The following is a 20,012-nucleotide window of genomic DNA, read 5'->3' as shown; positions in this document are numbered from 1 at the left end:
TAACAGTCTTGTTAGGGCACTCCAGAGAGGTCCGGCCGATCGGCGGCTCCCCTCTGGAAAGGCAATGGTCTCAGTGGAACAGCGGCTGAACAAGAAACCCTTGATCTCTCCAGCCGTCAAATGCGCCCCTAGGTCCGTTCCAAGCCGCTTTAAGGATTTCGGCCGGGGTAACGCGAGAGTGACACAGAGAGCGCTCGCCGCTGGCCTTCGCCAGCAGCGAGTGCCATTTTAGATTTCTTCAGGCCGCAACCTGCCGGTTAGCAAATGAAGCGCCTCGAACAAGTAGTAGCTACCAAAGATCAATTCGGCATTACTGACGTAGTCCTCGGCTCTCGAATCCCCGCGCTTGTTGAAGCATCCTTCCACCAGCATGCCGGCTGGACGGCTATCGTTCTTATGAACCGGAGTGAGATATCGTTCGACCAGCGCCAAAGCGGTGCGTTCTCCGGCGCTACGGTATTGCCGCCGCTTACTGTCAGTCGGCGCAATCGAGCTCAATTTTAGAAGAGCCGATGCCATAAAAGCGGTCGCCGCAGTGTCCCGCTCGACGTTGGGCGCTTTAGGAGCGTCAAAATCCCAGTACGACACGCAATCATCTGGCACATGGGCGAGCCACCAGTCGGCCCCGTTCATGGCGGCTTGACGCCATCGCTCCTCTCCGCCGCCGGAAAAGTAGCTGATCGTCGAGCACACCACGCCCCACGCCTGTGCTCTTGCCCAAACGCTGTTCTCGCTGAAGCCCTTGTGTGTGTAGCGTCGGAGAACCTTGCCGGTCTCGGGATCGAGGGAGGAGGACTGGATGAAGGATCCGTCCTCACGCTGATGGACGGTCAGAACTTTATCCGTATGATTGGCAGCCACTTCGCGCATCGCGCGGTCGTCTAGAGTTCGAGCGGCCCAAAACAGCAGCAATGAGACGACCAAACTGTCGACGCTGCTTGCAGTGGCTCCCACGTCAGCGCCCTCCTCGGCATTCGCGCCAAGGGGCACAAGACCAAGGTGATGGTTGTAGCGTTGCTTCAGATCTCGTGCCGCCGCAAGGCCGAGCGTCCGCGCGCGGTGACTTCCGGTGAGCAGCGAACCCAGTCCGGCCCCGTAATAGAAGGTCGCAGCCTTGAACGCGGTATCGGCCGAGACGCGCGGTTCAAGACGCTCGCAACCTCGTTCTGCAAGATCTCTGAAGCGCTCGCCGCCGTTACTCCGCGAGGCAAGCCAAAGCATCCCCAGCCAATAGCCGCCGGTCCAGTCTCCGTTTGAAGTTGTCGTCCAGGTGCCGCTCTCCGGATCTGCCCAATGTGGATAGGCGTCGCCAACTTGTTGAGCTGTATTCTCGATCCGCCGCATCATACGTGCGATCGCTTCTTCCCAGTCTATGCTCATCAAAGCTCCTCGTGAAAATGCAGGATGGTTCCACCTGAAAGCGGGTTCTCACCATTGCTTCACTTGAGAGCTTCTCATGATTATTGCATTATATCAATCTGAAATTGGGATAGTGTATTTGCTCAACGAGGTAGGTCTTGCTACATTCAATCGGGCTCCCAGCGTGATGCCGCCAGGTCCCGAAAAGCAGCGCATGATGTTCAGCGCGGTATCAAAGTAGTCTGCGTTTGCTTGCAGGGATATTGGCGCACAGTGGAGCGCTGGCGCGCCGGCCCGAAGTTGATCTATCGATCGAGCCTTCTCAACGGTCGTCCTGGCTCGACAAACGCCGCATCCAGCCTCTGACGAGGGATTGCCGCTACGCCCAATGGGCGAGCATTCGGTAGCCCGCGTGGCGCATGTCCTTTTGCCAGGTGACTTGCTTGCCGGGTGACCTGCGCCGCGGCAGTAGTCACTAAAGAAGCTGCTTCAAGTTCAGCGCCGGATTAGCGAGCGCCTCTGCCTCGACCTTCAGTTCCCGCCTAATGATCGTCTCTGCAACTCGGATTTCCTTCGCAACGGCGCCGAGGCTTCCAAACCCACAAGCAGCCACGAGGCGCCCGCCGTCGACAAGGGAGAATAGAAGTTGGCCCCTCGGGCCTAGGCTTCTGACGACCGGGATTTCTCCGCCGCAGCAGAGGCCGACCATTTGCAAAGTCTCATCGTATTGGTCCGACCAGAACCAGGGGAGATCGTCATACGGACGATCCTCGCCCACCATATTCGCCGCCGCAATCACCCCTTGCCGCTGCGCGTTGCGCCAAGCTTCCAGCCTGATCCGCTTTCCGTAAAGGCGATGTGGAAAGGAACAGCAGTCCCCCGCTGCGAATACGCGCGGATCCGATGTGGCCAGCATTTCGTCAAGCGCGATGCCGTTGTCGACAGCGAGCCCCGCCGCTTGCGCCAGTTCGACGTTGGGGGTTGCACCGACCCCCACGATCACGAGATCGGCAAGATGTCTTTGGCCCCCGGCCAGTACCACGCAGGAGCGTCCTTCACAAAGCTCGATACGTTCAACGACTGCCGTTGTCTCGATCCGTACCCCAGAACGCTCGTGCTTGGCCCTGATCAGTTCAGCTATGCCAACTGGCACTGCCCGGGAAAGTATGCGCGATCCTGCTTCGAAGACGATGACCGAAGCGCCTCGCAAGATCGAGCTCGCAGCAACCTCGAGCCCGATAAAGCCGCCGCCGATCACAGCCATCTCGCAGCCTTGGCCGATTAACTCGCGAAGGCGTGTGGCATCCTCATACGACCTAAGCGTTGCGACCCTTGATCCCTCAGCAATTGGCACGTTCAGGTCACGCGGACGAGCGCCAGTGGCCAAGAGGAGGCGATGATAGCCTATCTTGGCCCCATTCGAGAGAATCACCATGCTGGCCGTGCGATCAATCGAGACCACCTCACAGCCGTGGCGATAATCGATCTTCAATTCGGAAAGCCGCTCTGACGTCACAATCGTCTTCGGCCCAGGCCTCGTCTCATCGACCAGAACTGCTTTGGAGAGAGGAGGGCGCTCATACGGGAGACTGCTTTCGTTGCCGATCAACACCACGCTCTCTTCCCAGCCGCGCTCGCGCAGCGCCAGGGCGGCTGCCGTGCCAGCTTCGCCGGCGCCAACAATGGCAATCGTCGAATGAGTACTCAAATGGCCACCCCTCTTGCAGGCAGAGCCTGCTCCTCACTGGCCACGCTATCGAAGAGGTCACGGACTAGGGACCTAAGAAGAAGAGCTTCCTCCCAACGATCCGTCGTGTCCTTGCCTTGCCGATCGGTGATCGCATAGGGCTGCGGGCCAAGTTCGCAGGTAAAACTAAGGCAGGCACCCGTGCCTGCGCGCTTTCGCCAGCTTCGGAACCCGTATTTCCACCACCCCAGGAACAGATCCAGCCATATCCTGTGCTGAGGAAACGTGATCTCAACCTGAATTTGCTCGCGAGATGCAACCCGTCCATGAAACGCCCAAGCGCGATCGAGCACCTGCCGCACCAGCGCTTCATCCTCGTCCGAGATGGGATACCAGAACTCCCGACCCAGCAGGATGTGCGACAAATCGGCAAGGATCCGCATCCCGGGCACCTCGTCCATCAGATCGAGAGTAAAGAGGAGATCCGTGGTCATCCTGTTGCGATGCGTTTCGAAGTAGATCGGCATGCCTGCCTCTTCCGCCACCCTGATCCAGCCATCCAGCAGCGGGATACAATCGCTGACCCTGCGCGGACGGATGTCTGGCTGGACGTTGAGATGCAGAACGTTGATCTGCTTGGCGAGGTCGATGGCAGACTTCAAGTGATCGATCGTCTGCGGGAAGCACATGCCCTCGACTGCAAGCCCGGAACCGTTCAAAGCGCGTGCGATCAGGTTGACGCGTCCTGGATCATTGCAGGACGTAGAGATCCCGTCGAACCCCGCTTGCTGTATCATCGCCAGGTTTTCATCGAGAGAACGTTCGAAACCGTCAGGCTGCCGCCGCTCCATGGCCCAGAGGGACTGCAAGACAAGTAAACGCTGTGAGGTCATCCGCAGCTCTCACCCGCTCAGACCTTGACCATAACAATGCCATTCTCGATTTTTACCTCGTAACTCTGCAAGTCGACGCATGCGGGCAGCGCACGCGACTCGCCCGTTCGATAGTCGAAGGTGCCGAAGTGTTTCGGGCATTCGATAATTCCGCCATCGACAATGCCATCCGCAAGATGGACCTTCTCGTGTGAGCAGTGGCCGTCCATCGCGAAGTAATCGCCCTCGGGCGAGCGAACAATCACAAACGTGCGGCCGCCGTGATCGAGGCGGCGAACCTCTTCAGGCCTCAAAGCGTCCGCAGCGCAGGCCGCCACCCATTCAGCTTGTTTAGTCATATCTAGTCCTCAATCTTCAACTGGCGGCGATCAATCGGCTGTGGCTCAGTCGCGCAGCGTGCGCCAGTACCGTTGCGGCGCAAGGGCTGCCTCAACGTGACAGGCCTTCGGAGCCTCCCCGCTTCGGCGCTAACCGCCGCGCACCCACTTCTTGGCCTTTATGCGCTTATACATTCTCTCGTCGGCCTCTGGAGAGCCGTCGTGAGCCGTGCCGAACCACTCGTCGAGCGGGATGCGGCGTTCACCGTAGTTCACCTCGAAATACTTGTGGTGCAGGTAATGGTAGAAGTTGTCGGTGCTGATCGCCTTCGCATCATCCACGACCACGCGGTCGAAACCGGTATGTGACTTTGCGGGGGACAGTCCCGCGTGCATCAGCTGAAACATTGCGTGCAGCGGATGGGACGGAAGAACGAAATGAATCAATACCCCTGAGAAGTAAGCGATGTGTTCCAGTGTCGACGCCGAGAGGCCGGACCACGGCCCCGGATTGACGTTCTTGTGGTGGACCTTGTGGATGAGATGGTACAGCGGCCCAATATGGATGAGGCGGTGAATGAGGTAAAAGTGCAGTTCGCGCCACGCCGGCATCACCAGCACGAGTGCAGCACAATATAGCGGATGCGCTGCGAAATCGACGTAAGGCAAGCGGTCGTTCGCGTACATCCACCAGGTGAGCGCCTCATATGCACTCCATACAGGCACGGCGCTGCACATGGTCCAGAATATGTTCTCGGCCGTCTGACTTCCGAACATGAAGGTCGGGTTGTGCGCATCCGGCCACTTTGCATTGTATTTAAACGCCGTCTGCTGACGCCGCTCGATATAAAGAATGAAATGGAAGGTGCCGTAGAGGAGGAGAGTCAAAGCGGTGTTACGAAGCAGAATGAGCAGTATCCAGTCGGCGTGGAGTTCTCGCATCGTATCGAGCGATGGAGTGAGATAAGTCCACGATACAAGAGAGATCAGGAAATAGACCGTATTCCAGGGCAGGAGATAGCCCGGTAACCAGCGCAGTATTTTCAGCGGTTGCACCGGCCAGACAAAAATCGGCGCACGTTCGGGCTTCTTCTTTGGTACCCAATTGCCCCGCTTATCGCGCGTGCCGTACAATGCTTCGTCCATATTGCACTCCATTGCCGCTTCAAGGCAGACAGCTCGTGTGTTAGATCCTTCGCCGGCTGATTGAGATCAGCTCTCGTCGCCGTCGCAAGAGCTTTAGATCAATCGCCAAAGCCCGAGTCTTTTAGTCTCGACACGAAGGCCGCATATTCATCGTCGGCGATGTCCGATATTTCCTGCGGGCCTGGAAAGCCATTTGCGGTGACGTCAGCACGGAATGCGCTGAGAGCTTTCACGCGCTCCTGTTTGATGCGCTCCTGCAGGGCCTGAAGATCTCCATAGACCCGAGCGTGCCGGGGCCGCCGGCCTTCGCCACCGCATATGTCCTCGGTGAATAGAAAGATCACGTCAGCATCCGGTCCGGAGCCGAGCGAGACGGTCACCAGTCCGATCCGCCGGCGAATTTCCGACATGACCCGGGCTGGGATGACCTCGCATTCCACCGCAAAAGCGCCGGCTTCTTCTAGACGTCGGAAGCGCTGGAAGAGTGCCAAGGCTTCCTCCGCATATTTGCCGAAGGCGCGAAGCCTTCCGAGCCAGGTCGATTTTCTGGGAACGAGGCCCAAGTGACCGACAACCGGAATATCCTCGGCCGCGAGCATTGAGACGGTCGCCATGCCGCGTGCGGTGATCACCGCATCGGCCCCGTCGCTTAGCGCCTTCAAGGCGGTACGAAGGATGTCGTCCTGTGTTACAGCATCGGCAAAGCCCAACGCGGCGGTGACGAAGAGGTGCTTTGAGCCCCTCCGTACGGCTTCCACGTTGCGGGCGCGGGTCACCAGCATTTCAATGCCGGCCTGCTCCGCGGCCGCTGCCTCCTCGGCGGTCTCGGCAGTGACCTGAGTGTAGCGCTTGCCCGACTTTCGGGAAGCGCGCAGGTCGGCCACCGTCACCGTGCGCTCGGCCTCGCGCGCCGCCCAATCGTAAATCCGCGGCATATCGTTCCAGTTCTCACTGTTCGCGCCCAAGGCGCATTGATTTCTTGTTGCTCTCTCATTCTGCAGCCGAGGCGCGCATTGTGCGATACATCTCGTCTGCTGCGGCGCGCCTCGCCATGCCGGGAATGACCCCTAGCTTTGTGCAGACCAGGGCACCGCAGCACACCCCGAAGCGCGCGGCCTCGATCACATCCCGCCCTTCCGCCAGAGCCACGGCGAAGCCGGAATTGAACGCGTCGCCAGCACCCGTCGTGTCCACTACGTCGACCACTGCAGCCGGAATGGTGGTATCGACCTTGTCGGTGACGATCAGTACACCACGGTCGCCAAGCGTCACGATCACGTTGGCGGCCCCGCGCTTGCGCAACAGATCGACCAGCTCGCGCGAGGGCCGCGGATCATCCGGGCGCAGACCGAGCAGGATGCGAAGTTCGCTTTCATTCGGCGTCAGGAAATCGACCAACGGGAAGATTTCATCCGGCAGCGGTGCGGCCGGCGCCGGATTGAGAATGGTTTTCTTACCGTATTTGCGACCGAGCTCCATCGCCCGCATAGCCACCTCGACCGGCGGCTCCAGGACCGCCATGACGAGGTCGCTCTCGCGAATGCGGCTCTCGGCGCGATCGACAAAAGCCGGATCCATGGCGTTTGTGGCGCCATAATCCATGATAATGAAGTTCTCGCCTCGCTCATTGAGGATGATGAAGCCAACCGCCGTCGGCTTCTCGGTGATCTGCTTGACATGCGCCGTATCGACGCCCTCGGCCTTGTACAGATCAATGCCAATATCTGCGAATTGGTCTTTGCCGATGATCGCAACCAGCGACGAGTCCGCCCCGAGCCGCGCAGTGGCAACAGCCTGATTCGAACCTTTTCCGCCCGGGCCCATATCGAAACTGCTGCCTAACATCGTGACCCCGAAGACCGGGATGTTCGGAGCGCGAATGGTCAGTCCTACGGCGAAGCTGCCGACGACGGTAATTCTCGGTTTACTCATCAATTCCTCCCCTGAAAGTGCCTGAGATCAAGGCGTGGCGTGGAATGCCTCCACCACGTCGCCACAAGGGCCCTGCGCGCGGTGGCGCAGTTTCGTGGGCCGTGAGCATCGGCACCGGTCCTCCCTGAGCTCCCTCAGCGATCTCTATGGATACAAAACGTGCATCCGGGAGCCTGATCACGAGCTCATTTGTTAGTCATTGACATCGAGCCTAGATGCAGAAAGCCCCAGCGGGAATGGACAAAGCACGCTTCAATTTATATAAAACGCGCATGGCCGGCTTGCCGCAGCGCACACTTTTTCCTGAGAGCCATCAGTACGTCCTCCCTGATGCTGCCTGGACCCGATGCGCCTTTACGGTACTTAGGGCGGGCAAGGCCATCACCGCACGTGATCATCACATCGCTCGAGACAATTATCCGGGCCAGGACATTCTATACTGCTCCGCTGGGCGCGGCTTTGTAGTCAGCGAAGGCAGGACATCGACTGTTGAGCGCGGTCAGTTGATCTGGATTGCCAACGAAACGTCGCATGCGCACTGGCCGGATGAAAATGATCCCTGGACTGTTCTGTGGGTGCGGATCGACGGGCCCGACTGTGCGGCCATTCGGCGAAAGGTGTTCGGCACCGGAGCAACGCTAGCAACGATATCAGTGCCGAACGAGATCGAACGGTGGTTCGCAAGACTATTTGATGTCTTGCGCGCCAGGGATGATAACGTCGATTTGGCACTTAACTGCCTCGTGGCGGAACTGCTTCACCTCATCGCAGCACCTTCCTCGAAGCACGGTGAATCCCGTCTCCCGGCCCCATTGCGAGCCATCATTTTAAAGATGCGGCAGTCCCCGGAGCGATCCTGGCACGCCGATGAACTCGCCTCGGTCACTGGCCTCAGCGCCGCACAGACGCGGCGGCTATTTCAAGGGCATCTGCAGATCAGCCCAAGGCGCTTGTTGATTCGAGAGCGGATCATGATGGCGCAAAAGCTGCTCTTGGAAAGTGACGCTGGGCTCGGCGCAATCGCCGAACGCTGCGGTTTTTGTGACGTCTATCACTTCAGCCGTGAATTTAAGCGCAGCACTGGCACCAGTCCCAGCACCTGGCGGCGAGCTGAGGGAAGATAAGCCGGTGTATCAGGGCTGCGTCGTATACGCGGCGATCAAGGGCTCGAAGCAGCGACTTCACGTCGCTGCCCCTGATCCTCTGCGAACACTTCTGAACTCGGTCCGTACTTGTTGAGTTCGCGCCAATTCTTTTGCGGCCCCATCACCAATTTGGTGTGGACCCGGACGGGGTGGCGAAGGTACTGCTGGCTCGCAATGAGAACATAATGACCGACAAGCTGCATAGAGGAGGCGAGCTTGCAAAAAACGTTGCGCTCCGCTGACAAGCAGCGACCTCAACAAGATCGTGGATGAGCGCGCAGTCGGAAGCATGAACGAACGGATCAAAAATGCAGTGCATATGCAAGAGGTTTCCTTATATCAGATGGTAAGGCCAACCCACTCTTATCGCTTCCGGTCGCCATTTCTCCGCTGAAGAGGCGTTCATCGTGAACAACGACAAAGTTGTGCTGGATGTGCGTGCCTTCTTGGAAGCTTGGGCGCGAGCGTTCAACTCTGGCAAGCCGGAGTATCTTGTTGCGTTATACGCAGATGATGCCTTGCTTCACGGTACGTCTAGTTCCACGCTCTACATCGGTGTCGCAGAAATACGCACCTACTTCCATGGCACCGCAAGGGTAAAATTTGACGTATGTCATTGCGTCAGCTTGGCGGCTGACATTGTTATGGCCGTCGGAAATTATGTCTTTTCTGAAACGCGGCATGATCTGCAAGTGGCGACACCCGCCCGATTTACGTTTGTGCTGCGCCGTCATGATGCCTCCTGGAAGATTTTACACCATCATTCATCTACCACCCCCCTTTAGGTGGATTAAGGTGGTGGCGAATGCGCGTACGATCGTGAGCTTGGCGCGCGGCAGTTCGCGCCAGTTAGGGGAAGCGCGTGATCGCCGAAATTGGCTGGTTGTTACTTTGAAATGCTTAGGCCTCTGATGTAATCCGCTGCATTGTCAGATCCGTGCCATATTTCAACTCTAAGGTGACGAGACCGGTTCACTTGTCGCCTTACCAGCCCGTCAAAAAGACCTAAGGGCTCAAAGACAAGCCGGCGAGGCAGGACAGATCGGCGAAACGCCTGCACTGGCAGACGCATTCAGCGTCGTTTTACCCAATATTACCCAACTTGCGTTGCGCACCTTCTGGGGCCGAGCGCCCTGCTGCGCTTTACCTACGGCTAATCTGATAAGCGGCCACGACAGAAGAACGCCGCGTGTCCCAATGACGGGATCAACCTTTCAGGAGAGCCGCGTGTCAGTTTCCCTTCCGACTCCCACCCAGCTTCTCGAAGTTGCCAAGCAGTGTGGTCTTTCGTTGACCGACGAAGATGTCGCCTCGTTCCGCGGTTTGATGCGGGGCTCGCTGGACGCATACAATCTCGTTGCCGCGATGCCCGACGAGTTGCCCGTGGTCAAATATCCGCGGACGCCCGGCTATCGGCCATCGCCAGACGAAAACACTCGCAATGCTTGGTACCGCAAAACCAACATCAAAGGCGCCGGCAGCGGAAAACTGAAAGGCAAGACCGTTGCCTTGAAGGACAACATTATGTTGGCCGGAGTGCCTATGATGAATGGCTCGGCCACCCTCGAAGGCTACGTACCCGATTTTGACGCCACCATCGTTACACGCATGCTTGATGCTGGCGCCGAAATTGTGGGCAAGGTTCACTGCGAAGCCTTCTGTCTCTCTGGCGGCAGCCACACCAACGCGACTGGCCCGGTCCACAATCCACACAAGATGGGCTATTCGGCCGGCGGTTCTTCCTCCGGAAGCGGGGTTGTGGTCGCACTACGCGAGGTCGACATTGCGATCGGCGGCGATCAGGGCGGTTCGATCCGAATGCCATCCTCATTCTGCGGCACGTACGGTATGAAGCCGACTTGGGGTCTCGTTCCCTATACAGGAATAATGCCGATTGAGATCTTTATCGACCACACCGGGCCGATTACGGCAACGGTGGCCGACAACGCCCTGCTACTCGAGGTGATCGCCGGCGACGACGGCTACGATTCGCGCATCAAGGCTCCGAAGGTGGATGAATACACCAAGGCCTTGGGTGCGGGCATCAAAGGGATGAAGATTGGTATCCTCAAGGAGGGCTTCGAGCAGCCGTCCGCAGAAGCTGCCGTGAACGAAAGCGTGCGTGAGGCCGCAAAGCGCTTCAAAGATCTCGGCGCGACCGTAGAGATCGTCTCGATTCCGATGCACCTTCTAGGCGCGGCGATCTGGACCCCCATCGGAACTGAGGGGGCTGTCCAGACCATGATGTTCGGTGACGGCTATGGTCTCAGCCGAGGCGATCTTTATCCAACCTCCCTGATGGATTTCCATCGCGGGTGGCGGCAGAAGGCGGACTCATTGTCCGAGACTAACAAGCTGTTTATGTTGTGGGGGACCTATATCAACAACACCTTCGGGTCCAGGTTTTACGGCAAGGCGCTCAACATCTCCCGCCGCCTCGCTACGGCATATGACAAAGCTCTCGAGAGCTATGATCTCCTCCTCATGCCGACGACGCCGATGAAGGCAACCCCGCTGCCGCCATCCAATGCCAGTCGCGAGGACTACTTCACGCGCGCGATTGAGATGTTCACCAACACCGCGCCATTCGACATTACGCATCATCCAGCTATGTCGCTGCCCTGCGGAATGGTCGACGGCCTGCCAGTGGGCCTAATGCTGGTCGGTCGCCACTTCGAGGAATCCACCATCTACCGCGCCGCCCATGCCTTCGAACAGATAGGCGACTGGAAGAAGATGTGAGGCCGAGACGATAGTGCGACTGGATCGCGGCATATGACTAGTGCATTCATGGCGGCATTCGAGATCCTGAGCTTCGGTGCGATTATCGTGTTGATCGTGCTTGGGCTAGGAATCATCGCGAGCATGATGGGCATCTTCAACTTTGCCCAGGGTGAGTTCGTCCTGCTCGGCGCTTATATTACTTATCTCGCCTATAGTCATGGTCTCCCGGTTTGGCTCGGTATGGCGGCGGCACCGATCTTAGTCGGATTGCTGGGTTTCGTACTCGAAGCGCTCATCATCCGCCGCTTCTATGCCGCACCGATCGTTGCAATGCTCGGCACCTATGCGCTCGGTCTTATCATCCGGGAGTCTGTGCGGGGCCTAATTGGCGGGTTTTATCTGACGGTTCCGGAGCCTATCGGTGGATCCATAGATATCGCCACGATACACATCTCAGCTTGGCGCTTTACGATTCTCGTGATCACGGCTTTGGTGATGGGGGGCTGCTTTCTGCTCCTGTCCCGCACAAGCTTCGGCTTGCGCGTTCGGGCGACCCTGGAAAATCCGGCGCTAGCGCGCGCCTCCGGGGTTTCGACGAATTTCATCTATGGCACCACCTTTGCCTTCGGCGCAGCTTTGGCCGGGCTCGCCGGGGCGCTTATCGTGCCGGTGTTCGATCTGTTTGCAGATCTCGGAATTCGCTTTCTGATCCAGGGATTTGTCGCCGTCATGCTTGGCGGTGTCGGCTCCTTTATGGGCCCAGTGGCAGGAGCCGGTATCATCGGCGCTCTCAGCGCGGCGCTGCCCTGGGTTATCCCTCCGGTCCTCGCCGATGTGCTCGTCTTCTTGCTTGCCATTGTTTTCATCAAGTGTCGGCCGCAAGGCCTCATCGCGCAAGGGGGAGTGTAGTCATATGGCTGTTGATCGACTCAATTTCACACGCCGTCGTTTCCTTTCGAACTTTGCCTTCACGGCCGGTGCAATCGCCACAGGAGCGAGTAGCTGGGTGATCCGTCCCGACTGGGCCAATGCGGCCGAAGGTCCCATCAAGGTCGGCATCGCGATCGATCTGACCGGCCCGATCGGCTTTGCCGGAAAGGCGGATGCCAACGTCGCCAAAATGGTCATCAAGGAGATCAACAATTCAGGTGGTCTTTTGGGCCGGCCGATCGAGCTGTACATCGAAGACACCGCCTCCAATGAATCGGTCGCTGTAGGCAACGTGCGCAAGCTGATCCAGCGGGACAAGGTGGACATGGTCCTAGGCGGCCTCGCGAGCTCAATGCGCAATGCGATCAAGGATGTGATCGTTTCTCGGGGCAAGACGCTCTATATCTATCCGCAATTTTATGAAGGGGGGGAATGCACGCCATACCTGTTCTGCAGCGGCGCCACACCGGCGCAGCAATGCGACACATTTATCCCGTGGCTGATCAAGAACGGCGGCAAGAGATTTGCCCTTCCAGGTTCCAACTACATTTGGCCGCGTAACCTGAATGCATATGCTCGCAAGTTAATCGAAGCCAATGGCGGCGAGGTCGTGTTCGAGGAGTATTATCCTTTAGACCAAGTGGATTTCTCCGCCACTGTCCACGCGATCATGTCCAACAAGGCCGACACCGTCTTTAACACCGTTATTCCACCCGGCGTCGGTCCTTTGTTCAAACAGCTCTATGAAGCGGGCTATCTGAAGAACGGCGGACGGCTTGCTGCCGTCAACGAGGACGAGAATTATCTCAGCCTCCATCCGGTCAATGAGATGGAAGGGCTTGCGAGTTGTCTCGATTATTACAAAGCCGTCGCCAAAGATGACCCGGTCTCCGCCAGAATTCAGGCTGCCTATGATAAGGACTATCCAGGCGATTCTCTATTTGCCGCGAGCAGTGCCGCTCCCAGTACATATCGCGGGCTGAAACTTTGGGAAGCTGCCGTCAAAGAGGCCGGAAAGGTCGATCGCGAGTCGGTTGCTGCGACGCTCGATCACGCAAAGATCGCGGAGGGTCCGGGCGGCCCCGCCGAGATGGTGCCGGGCAAGCGGCACTGTAAGATGAACATGTACACGGCCGTGTGCAAGAGCGGGGTTTTTCAAGTCGTGCAACGCAGCAATGGGCTTGTCGATCCCGGGCAATGTTGACGAATCACTGTGAAAGCGACAAGCGCGGTAGAGAGGCCATCGGTGCCCACGCTAGAAGTGAATTGTGCGACGGCTGACATGGCTGAAATCGCCTTTGCAGGACAGGTCAGTCGTGCACGACGTGTCCTGCTCATCATCGAAGGACTAGTGCTGATTGGAGCACTAGTCCTTCCGGTGATGCTTCACGACTATCTTACGGTGTTTGCCACTCGCGTTGTGATCCTGGCGCTCTTCGCTCTCTCGTTCGATCTGGTCTGGGGCTATGCCGGAATCATGAGCTTTGGGCAGGCCCTCTTCTTCGGCTCCGCAGGCTACGGCGTTGCGCTGCTTGCGCGCGACCTCGATATCACCTCAATCCTTTTGGTACTGCCGGCGGGCACGCTGATTGGCCTCGTATTCGCGCTGCTACTTGGTGGGTTCCTCCTACTCGGACGGCATCCGGCCAGCATGATCTTCGTTTCGCTCGGTACGCTCACCGGTGCCTATGCGGCGGATCGCCTCGCGCGTGGCTGGTACTATCTCGGCGGCCAGAACGGCATTCCCTCGATTCCGCCGATGACGCTCGGCTCCTACGAATTATCGGAAGGGTCGAACTTTTACTATCTGGCACTAGGGCTTCTTGTCATCGTCTACGTTGCATGCCGTTTCCTGGTGCGCTCGCAGTTCGGTCTTGCACTCGCAGGCCTCCGCGAGAACGAGCAACGCATTGCCTTTTTCGGCTACCGGACACAGCATCTAAAAGCCATAGTGTTCGCGATCGGTGGCGCCATCGCAGGCCTGAGCGGCAGCCTCTATGCCTTCCACGAGGGTTTTGTGTGGCCCAATATGATTGGCGTTGTCGTCTCCACGCAAGTCGTGCTCTACGTTCTGTTCGGCGGTTCCGGCACGCTGATCGGTGCGGTGATCGGTACGGCGATTGTCGAAGGTCTCTCCTTCTGGCTGTCGGACAATTACCGCGATATCTGGCCGATCATCCTGGGCGTGCTCCTGCTCCTGGTAATCCTTTTTCGGCCGCTTGGGCTTATCAGCCTGGTGTTGACGGAGCGCGAGCGGGTAGGCAGTTTCGCCGCCAAAGCGCAAGACAAGAAGAGGGCGCAGCATCATGCCGCTTCTTGAAGCTGCAGGCATTCGAAAGATCTTCGGCAAGCTCACGGCAGTCGACGGTGCGGCGCTCACCGTCCGCGAGAACGAGTTCCACGGGTTGATCGGGCCGAACGGCTCGGGGAAAAGCACGCTGATGAAGTGCATCGCGGGGGCGGAGGTACCGACGCAAGGCAAAGTCCGATTCATCAACACTGATATTACCACATTCACCCCCACCGAGCGCGCGCGCGCTGGCATGAGCCTGAAGTTCCAAATCACATCGGTTCTGCCATCCCTCACCCTCTACGACAACATCCTCCTTGCCCTGCAGGGGCACTGCTCTCTTTTTGATCTTGTGTTCTCGCGCAGCCGCAGACAGCTGCACGACCAGGTCATGATGATGCTCACCCAGTTTCGTCTTGCCGATCGTGCGTTCGATGCAGCAGCAGCGCTATCCCATGGCCAGCAGCAATGGCTGGAGATTGCGATGGCGCTCGCGGGAAAACCCCGGCTCCTGCTGCTGGACGAGCCTACCGGAGGCATGAGCCTGGAGGAGCGTCGCGTCACTGGCGAACTGTTGCGACCAATAAAGGAGCACTGCTCCCTCGTTATCGTCGAGCACGATCTCGATTTCATCCGCGACATTTGCGACCGCCTCACCGTCCTCGACCAGGGCCGTGTGCTGGCGACAGGAAGCGTCGCTGAGATCCAGGCTGACAAAAGTGTCCAGGAGATCTATTTGCGCCGTGCTTGAACAACGCTTTCTCGACATAAGACATCTCGACGCCGGTTATGGTCGCAGCCAGGTGCTGTTTGACCTGAGCCTCGACATTCCGTGGCGTGGTGGTACCGCCGTGCTTGGGCGCAACGGTGCAGGCAAGACCACGCTTATGAAAGCTATCGTTGGCGAGCTACCAAGCTGGAGAGGCGAGGTAGTCTTCGATGGCCACGATTTCAATCGGCTCCAGACCGAGCAACGCGTGCGCGCCGGCATCGGCTATGTGCCGCAAGAGCACTCAGTGTTCTCACGCCTTTCAGTGCGGGATAATCTTGCAATGGGCTCCCTCTTCAACACCGACGCTTCGGCGATCGATCGGGTCCTGGCGATCTTTCCCAAGCTCGGCCACCGCCTGGACCAGGCGGCTGGTACGCTTTCTGGTGGCGAGCGTAAGATGTTAGCGATCGGGCGCGCCCTCCTGGGGAACCCAAAGCTGCTGCTGCTGGATGAGCCGACCGAGGGCGTCTGGATCGGCGTCATCGAAGAGATTACCGAACGTCTCATTGAACTCGCCAAGGAAATCGCGGTCATCATCGTCGAACAGCACCTCGATCTCGCGTTGCGCGTGGCGAGCAAGGCCTATGTCCTTGATCGCGGCCGTATCGCACTACAAGGCGCTGCAGCCGATATCCGCACGAATCCGGAACTTCTGCGCTACCTCGCGCCTTAAGTGGCGCGTTCCAGATTGCTTTGACGGCCGACGCTAATCGTAGACCGGTTCGGCTGACTTCTCCCTAGATTTGAGCGGCTGTTTGGAAAACTCCAGCAGCGGAGTTTGCTGACTTGACCTCAGCAACTTGACGCGCCCGCTACGGGCTCACAGGCGCGCTGGGCCCCATTCTGCGTTCGAAGCGAGCCGACATTCTCGTCCACTTGAAAGTACGCCTCCGACGAGGACCGTCTTGCGTGACGGGTGGTAATTCGCGAAGCGTGTGACCTTAAGTCTAGCTTTAAGGTCATCAGGCGATGCGGGTCGAAGTTTTGGGCGGGCTTGAGCGGCGGCGGCGTTGGTCGCAGGACGACAAGGCACGGATTGTCGAGGAGACGCTAGTACCGGGCGCGAAGGTAACTGAAGTCGCGCGGCGCAACGGAGTAGCGGCCAGCCTGGTGTTTACCTGGCGTCGACAAGCACGGACATCGGAACAAGTTGCACCATCTTTTACGCCGGTGCAGATCGCCGCCGTAGCGGCCTCGGCTGAAGAAACTGCGAAGCTTTTGCCTACGGTTGATGGCCGAGTTCGCTCGGCGGCAGCCGCACGTACTGGATTGATAGAGATCGATCTCGGCAACCGACGGTGCATCCGGGTGGATGCGCACGTCGATCCGGAGGCGCTGGCGCGGGTCCTCGATGTGCTTGGACGCCGATGATTGCTGTACCAGGGAATGTGCGAGTGTGGCTGGCGACAGGCTACACGGATATGCGCAGAGGCTTCCTGTCGCTGGCCCTCCAAGTTCAGGAGGTGCTGCGCAAAGAACCGCTCAGCGGTCATTTGTTCGTCTTCCGCGGTCGCCGCAGCGATCTTGTGAAGGTGATCTGGCACGGTGTGCTGCAGAGCATGAAGGAGGTGAATAACCGAATTTGATGCGTACAGCTTTATGAGAGATGGAGGACGGCCCTCCTGCATCGGCGTTCCAGGCGCAGGTGCAAAACCACGACACTGTGGCTTCGTTTAAAAGGCGCGGTCATCAGCAAGTGTTGCAAAAGTCCCGGGTTTACGGGGCAGGTAAGTATCCAGAAGGCGAGCGAAAGCAAATCTTCCGATGACGCGTCGAAAATTACTAAGGCGTCGCCAAAATCAGGGGCGCGTGCCATCCCTGAGATCAATCCGTGAGACGCCTGGATTACTGCGCGGATGGCGACCGGCGTTTAGGGGACGCGATCTGGATACAGGCTCTTGTAGAGAACTGCAGGAACCAGTCGTTGTGATGCCAAGGGAGAAGTTCAAGCGGCACACACCGCGAGACGAGAGTACCGAAGCACAACACTGGGGCGGATCGGCTCGTAGTAGTGATGAAGGTGCTGTAATGGAACTGGAGCGAAGGGGCCGAAACAAGTGGGTTGCGCCCATATGCAACTGTGATGAGCAGGAGGACATGTGAGTGTAACCGGACGTAAGCAGTACGATATCGACAAGCAGACAGTGATGAAGGCCTACAAACTGGTCAAAGCCAATGCGGGCGCGGCCGGCGTGGATAAGGTATCGCTCGAAGCTTTTGAGAAGGACTTCAAGGGCAACCTTTACAAGGTCTGGAATCGAATGTCTTCTGGCAGCTACTTTCCACCTGCCGTTCGGGCTGTCCCCATTCCCAAGAAGAACGGCGGACAACGCATTCTAGGCGTGCCGACAGTAGCAGATCGCGTGGCGCAGACGGTCGTCAAGCTTCAGATTGAACAAGTACTCGAGAAAATCTTCCTTCCCGATTCCTACGGCTACCGGCCCGGAAAAGCCGCGCTGGACGCCGTCGGCATCACCCGGCAACGGTGCTGGAAGATGGACTGGGTGCTGGAGTTCGACATCAAAGGCCTGTTCGACAATATCAGCCACCAGTTGCTTATGAAAGCCGTCAGGAAGCATGTGCAAGACGAATGGGCTCTGCTCTACATCGAACGCTGGCTAACAGCGCCGATGCAAGGCAAAGACGGAGCGATCACCGCTCGCGACCGGGGTACACCCCAAGGCGGCGTGATCAGTCCCGTCCTTGCCAATTTGTTCTTGCATTATGCGTTCGATATATGGATGGCGCGAAACTTCCCGCAGTCACCGTGGTGTCGATACGCGGACGACGGGCTCGTACATTGCCGAACCAAGGCTGAAGCGGAAGCCATCAAGGCGGCGCTGCAGGCGAGGTTCAGGGAATGCGAACTCGAAATGCATCCCGACAAGACCAAGATCGTCTACTGCAAAGATAGCAATCGCCCGGGTAGCCATGCCAGTCAGTCATTTGACTTTCTGGGATTTACCTTTCGACCGCGCAGGGCAAGAAACCATCAGAAGAAAGAAAACTTCTGTACGTTCTCGCCAGCGGTCAGCAGGGCGGCAATGAAGTCTATGCGGATGACGATCCGGCAGCTCCGGCTCAGGCTTCGCTCGCAGACGGAAATCGACGCAATCGCCTTGGAACTGAACCCCGTCCTTCGTGGATGGATGCAGTACTACGGCAGATATGGGCGGTCAGAAATGCATAACCTGTATCGATACGTCGACGAATCTCTAAACCGCTGGGCGCGACGCAAATACAAAGGGCTGAAGAATGGAAAAGTCAGGGCCTCCACCAGGCTCAGGCTGATCCGCTGCCGTAGGCCGAAGCTGTTCGCTCATTGGACGATGTTAGGTTCTGCTTCGTTACTTGTTGAGAGCCGTATGACGTGAGAGCGTCACGTACGGTTCGGAGAGCGGCTCCGGGTGCAACTCCCGGGGCCGACTCACCATGGCCAGGGAGCATGCCTGTTCACTAAGAGACTTGAGAGAGGAAGGTTCGTCTGGCCATCGGTTGCGGGCGAAGCGGTGACGATCTCATCGGCTCAGATGAGCTACCTGTTGTCCGGAATCGATTGGCGCAACCCTCAAGAAACTCATCGTCCGACGCGTGTCGGATAGCCGTTTTTGGTTTGAATCTGCGGCTTGATCTGATTCAATGGCTTCATGACATCGAAGCCGGACGATCTTCCGTCGGATCTCGCGAGCGCCTACCTTGCGCTGCTGGCCGAGCGCGAGGCGTTGCAGGCTGAACGCGATGTGGCAGTCGCGGATGCCGCCAACGCGCGGGCGGAGCTGTCGGACAGCGAGGTGCTGATCGCTCATCTTGAGCTACGGATCGAGAAGCTCAAACGCGAACTGCACGGGCTGCGCTCCGAGCGCACGGCGCGGCTACTCGAGCAGTTGGAATTGGAGCTCGAAGAACTCGCCACCACGGCGACCGAGAATGAGCTGGCTGCGCAGGCTGCCGCCGCAAAAACCCAGAGCGTAAGCGCCTTCACGCGTAAGCGGCCGGTGCGCAAGCCGTGGCCGGACGACATCGAACGTGAGCGCGTCGTTATCGAGGCTCCAACGACCTGCGCCTGCTGCGGTGGATCGCGCCTTGCGAAGCTAGGCGAGGATGTGACCAAGACGCTGGAGGAGATTCCGCGTCGCTTTAAGGTCATCGAGACGGTACGCGAGAAGTTCACCTGCCGTGATTGCGAGAAGATAAGCCAGCCGCCGGCACCGTTCCATGCCACGCCGCGCGGCTTCATCGGTCCGCAATTGCTGGCGACAATGCTGTTCGACAAGTTCGGCATGCATATCCCGCTCAATCGCCAGAGCGTGCGCTTCAAGGCTGAGCGGATCGACCTGCCGCTGTCGACGCTGGCCGACCAGGTCGGCCACGGAACCTTCGCCGTCATGCCGTTGTTCCAGCTGATTGAGCGCCATGTCCTCGCCGCCGAGCGGCTGCACGGCGATGACAGTGTTCTGCAGAAGCACACAGAAAGGATGATCAAAATGATCTGAAAATCTGTGCGCGCAAGCTGTGGCAGCGATGAGGGTAGGCCCCTCGGGATCGACTTTCAGGAGTAGGTCTCAAATCACTTCAAGCGGCTTCGCTTAAGAGGCGCGGTCGTGAGCGTTGAAGCTAACGGTCGGGGGAGACCCGAACGGATACGCGTCCGAGAGACGAATGAAAATGAACCCGCCGATGAACCGTCGTAACGTGGAAATCGTCGTCAAAACCAGAGGTGTGTCGTCCCTCTGGGATGAGCCCGCCGGGAGCCTGATGACCGGGCGGGCGGCGACCGGCGTTGAGGGGGCGTGAATCGGATGCAGGCGCTGCCGCGG

At 58.4% G+C, this 20,012-nt stretch carries 20 protein-coding genes and 1 pseudogene; 14 read left to right on the top strand and 7 right to left on the bottom strand.

The annotated features are described in order from the left end of the window. Positions 1-228 precede the first annotated feature (228 nt). The 7 genes from QY049_RS19540 to QY049_RS19510 all read right to left on the bottom strand — a co-directional run bounded on the left by QY049_RS19540 (position 229) and on the right by QY049_RS19510 (position 7,334). The gene (locus tag QY049_RS19540; protein ID WP_128929754.1) at positions 229-1,380 is read right to left on the bottom strand and encodes a glycoside hydrolase family 88 protein; all 1,152 of its coding nucleotides are present in this window, start codon (positions 1,378-1,380) and stop codon (positions 229-231) included. A gap of 454 nt (positions 1,381-1,834) precedes the next feature. Next, entirely contained in the window at positions 1,835-3,067 is a 1,233-nt protein-coding gene (locus tag QY049_RS19535; protein ID WP_128929753.1) for an NAD(P)/FAD-dependent oxidoreductase, read from the bottom strand. Beyond that, a complete protein-coding gene (locus tag QY049_RS19530; RefSeq protein ID WP_128955097.1) occupies positions 3,064-3,939 on the bottom strand; it encodes a sugar phosphate isomerase/epimerase in 876 nt (291 codons plus the stop codon). Before QY049_RS19530 ends, QY049_RS19535 begins: the two co-directional genes overlap by 4 nt. Before the next feature lie 17 nt (positions 3,940-3,956). Next, positions 3,957-4,277 (bottom strand): Rieske 2Fe-2S domain-containing protein, encoded by a 321-nt coding sequence (locus QY049_RS19525; protein ID WP_128929751.1) that lies wholly within the window; start codon positions 4,275-4,277, stop codon positions 3,957-3,959. Between the two features lie 129 nt (positions 4,278-4,406). Further along, on the bottom strand, positions 4,407-5,402 hold the full coding sequence (locus tag QY049_RS19520; protein WP_128929750.1) for a sterol desaturase family protein: 996 nt from the start codon (positions 5,400-5,402) through the stop codon (positions 4,407-4,409). 98 nt (positions 5,403-5,500) lie between these two features. Further along, the gene (locus QY049_RS19515) at positions 5,501-6,367 is read right to left on the bottom strand and encodes a 3-methyl-2-oxobutanoate hydroxymethyltransferase (RefSeq protein ID WP_232995600.1); all 867 of its coding nucleotides are present in this window, start codon (positions 6,365-6,367) and stop codon (positions 5,501-5,503) included. Between the two features lie 25 nt (positions 6,368-6,392). After that, positions 6,393-7,334, bottom strand: a complete 942-nt coding sequence (locus tag QY049_RS19510; RefSeq protein ID WP_128929749.1) for a ribokinase — start codon at positions 7,332-7,334, stop codon at positions 6,393-6,395. 215 nt (positions 7,335-7,549) lie between these two features. Between QY049_RS19510 and QY049_RS19505 the strand changes: the two genes are divergently transcribed. From QY049_RS19505 to QY049_RS19440, 14 genes and pseudogenes are all read left to right on the top strand, one after another. Beyond that, the gene (locus QY049_RS19505) at positions 7,550-8,458 is read left to right on the top strand and encodes an AraC family transcriptional regulator (RefSeq protein ID WP_232995599.1); all 909 of its coding nucleotides are present in this window, start codon (positions 7,550-7,552) and stop codon (positions 8,456-8,458) included. A 428-nt stretch (positions 8,459-8,886) separates the two neighbouring features. Continuing rightward, positions 8,887-9,264 (top strand): nuclear transport factor 2 family protein, encoded by a 378-nt coding sequence (locus tag QY049_RS19500; RefSeq protein WP_128929748.1) that lies wholly within the window; start codon positions 8,887-8,889, stop codon positions 9,262-9,264. Positions 9,265-9,706: 442 nt separating this feature from the next. Next, positions 9,707-11,221, top strand: coding sequence for an amidase (locus QY049_RS19495; RefSeq protein ID WP_128929747.1), 1,515 nt, complete (start codon positions 9,707-9,709; stop codon positions 11,219-11,221). Between the two features lie 33 nt (positions 11,222-11,254). Continuing rightward, the gene (locus tag QY049_RS19490) at positions 11,255-12,112 is read left to right on the top strand and encodes a branched-chain amino acid ABC transporter permease (RefSeq protein WP_128929746.1); all 858 of its coding nucleotides are present in this window, start codon (positions 11,255-11,257) and stop codon (positions 12,110-12,112) included. A 4-nt stretch (positions 12,113-12,116) separates the two neighbouring features. Beyond that, positions 12,117-13,337 carry a substrate-binding protein gene (locus QY049_RS19485; protein ID WP_128929745.1) on the top strand — a complete coding sequence of 407 codons (1,221 nt, stop codon included), beginning with the start codon at positions 12,117-12,119 and terminating at the stop codon, positions 13,335-13,337. Positions 13,338-13,415: 78 nt separating this feature from the next. Beyond that, complete coding sequence (locus tag QY049_RS19480; protein ID WP_128929744.1) at positions 13,416-14,453, top strand: branched-chain amino acid ABC transporter permease; 1,038 nt, start codon at positions 13,416-13,418, stop codon at positions 14,451-14,453. Beyond that, positions 14,440-15,174: an ABC transporter ATP-binding protein gene (locus tag QY049_RS19475; RefSeq protein ID WP_128929743.1), complete on the top strand. Its 735-nt coding sequence runs from the start codon at positions 14,440-14,442 to the stop codon at positions 15,172-15,174. Before QY049_RS19480 ends, QY049_RS19475 begins: the two co-directional genes overlap by 14 nt. Continuing rightward, positions 15,167-15,868 carry an ABC transporter ATP-binding protein gene (locus tag QY049_RS19470; protein ID WP_128929742.1) on the top strand — a complete coding sequence of 234 codons (702 nt, stop codon included), beginning with the start codon at positions 15,167-15,169 and terminating at the stop codon, positions 15,866-15,868. Before QY049_RS19475 ends, QY049_RS19470 begins: the two co-directional genes overlap by 8 nt. 296 nt (positions 15,869-16,164) lie before the next feature. Next, on the top strand, positions 16,165-16,566 hold the full coding sequence (locus QY049_RS19465) for a transposase (RefSeq protein ID WP_128929741.1): 402 nt from the start codon (positions 16,165-16,167) through the stop codon (positions 16,564-16,566). A gap of 23 nt (positions 16,567-16,589) precedes the next feature. Continuing rightward, positions 16,590-16,781, top strand: a complete 192-nt coding sequence (tnpB, locus tag QY049_RS19460; RefSeq protein ID WP_206733208.1) for an IS66 family insertion sequence element accessory protein TnpB — start codon at positions 16,590-16,592, stop codon at positions 16,779-16,781. A gap of 561 nt (positions 16,782-17,342) precedes the next feature. Then, positions 17,343-18,569, top strand: a complete 1,227-nt coding sequence (ltrA, locus tag QY049_RS19455; RefSeq protein WP_128929739.1) for a group II intron reverse transcriptase/maturase — start codon at positions 17,343-17,345, stop codon at positions 18,567-18,569. Positions 18,570-18,602: 33 nt separating this feature from the next. Continuing rightward, positions 18,603-18,797 (top strand): IS66 family insertion sequence element accessory protein TnpB, encoded by a 195-nt coding sequence (gene tnpB, locus QY049_RS19450; protein WP_128929738.1) that lies wholly within the window; start codon positions 18,603-18,605, stop codon positions 18,795-18,797. Positions 18,798-18,842: 45 nt separating this feature from the next. Further along, positions 18,843-19,652 (top strand): annotated as a pseudogene (locus QY049_RS19445) (IS66 family transposase zinc-finger binding domain-containing protein); the annotation flags it as partial. 202 nt (positions 19,653-19,854) lie between these two features. Next, on the top strand, positions 19,855-19,989 hold the full coding sequence (locus QY049_RS19440; RefSeq protein WP_256436599.1) for a hypothetical protein: 135 nt from the start codon (positions 19,855-19,857) through the stop codon (positions 19,987-19,989). Positions 19,990-20,012 lie beyond the last annotated feature (23 nt).

Origin of the sequence: Bradyrhizobium sp. WYCCWR 13022 (assembly GCF_030435535.1) — a bacterium.
Taxonomy (GTDB): domain Bacteria; phylum Pseudomonadota; class Alphaproteobacteria; order Rhizobiales; family Xanthobacteraceae; genus Bradyrhizobium.
The sequence above is the reverse complement of the archived record's forward strand: the minus strand, read 5'-3'. Positions and strand labels throughout refer to the sequence as shown.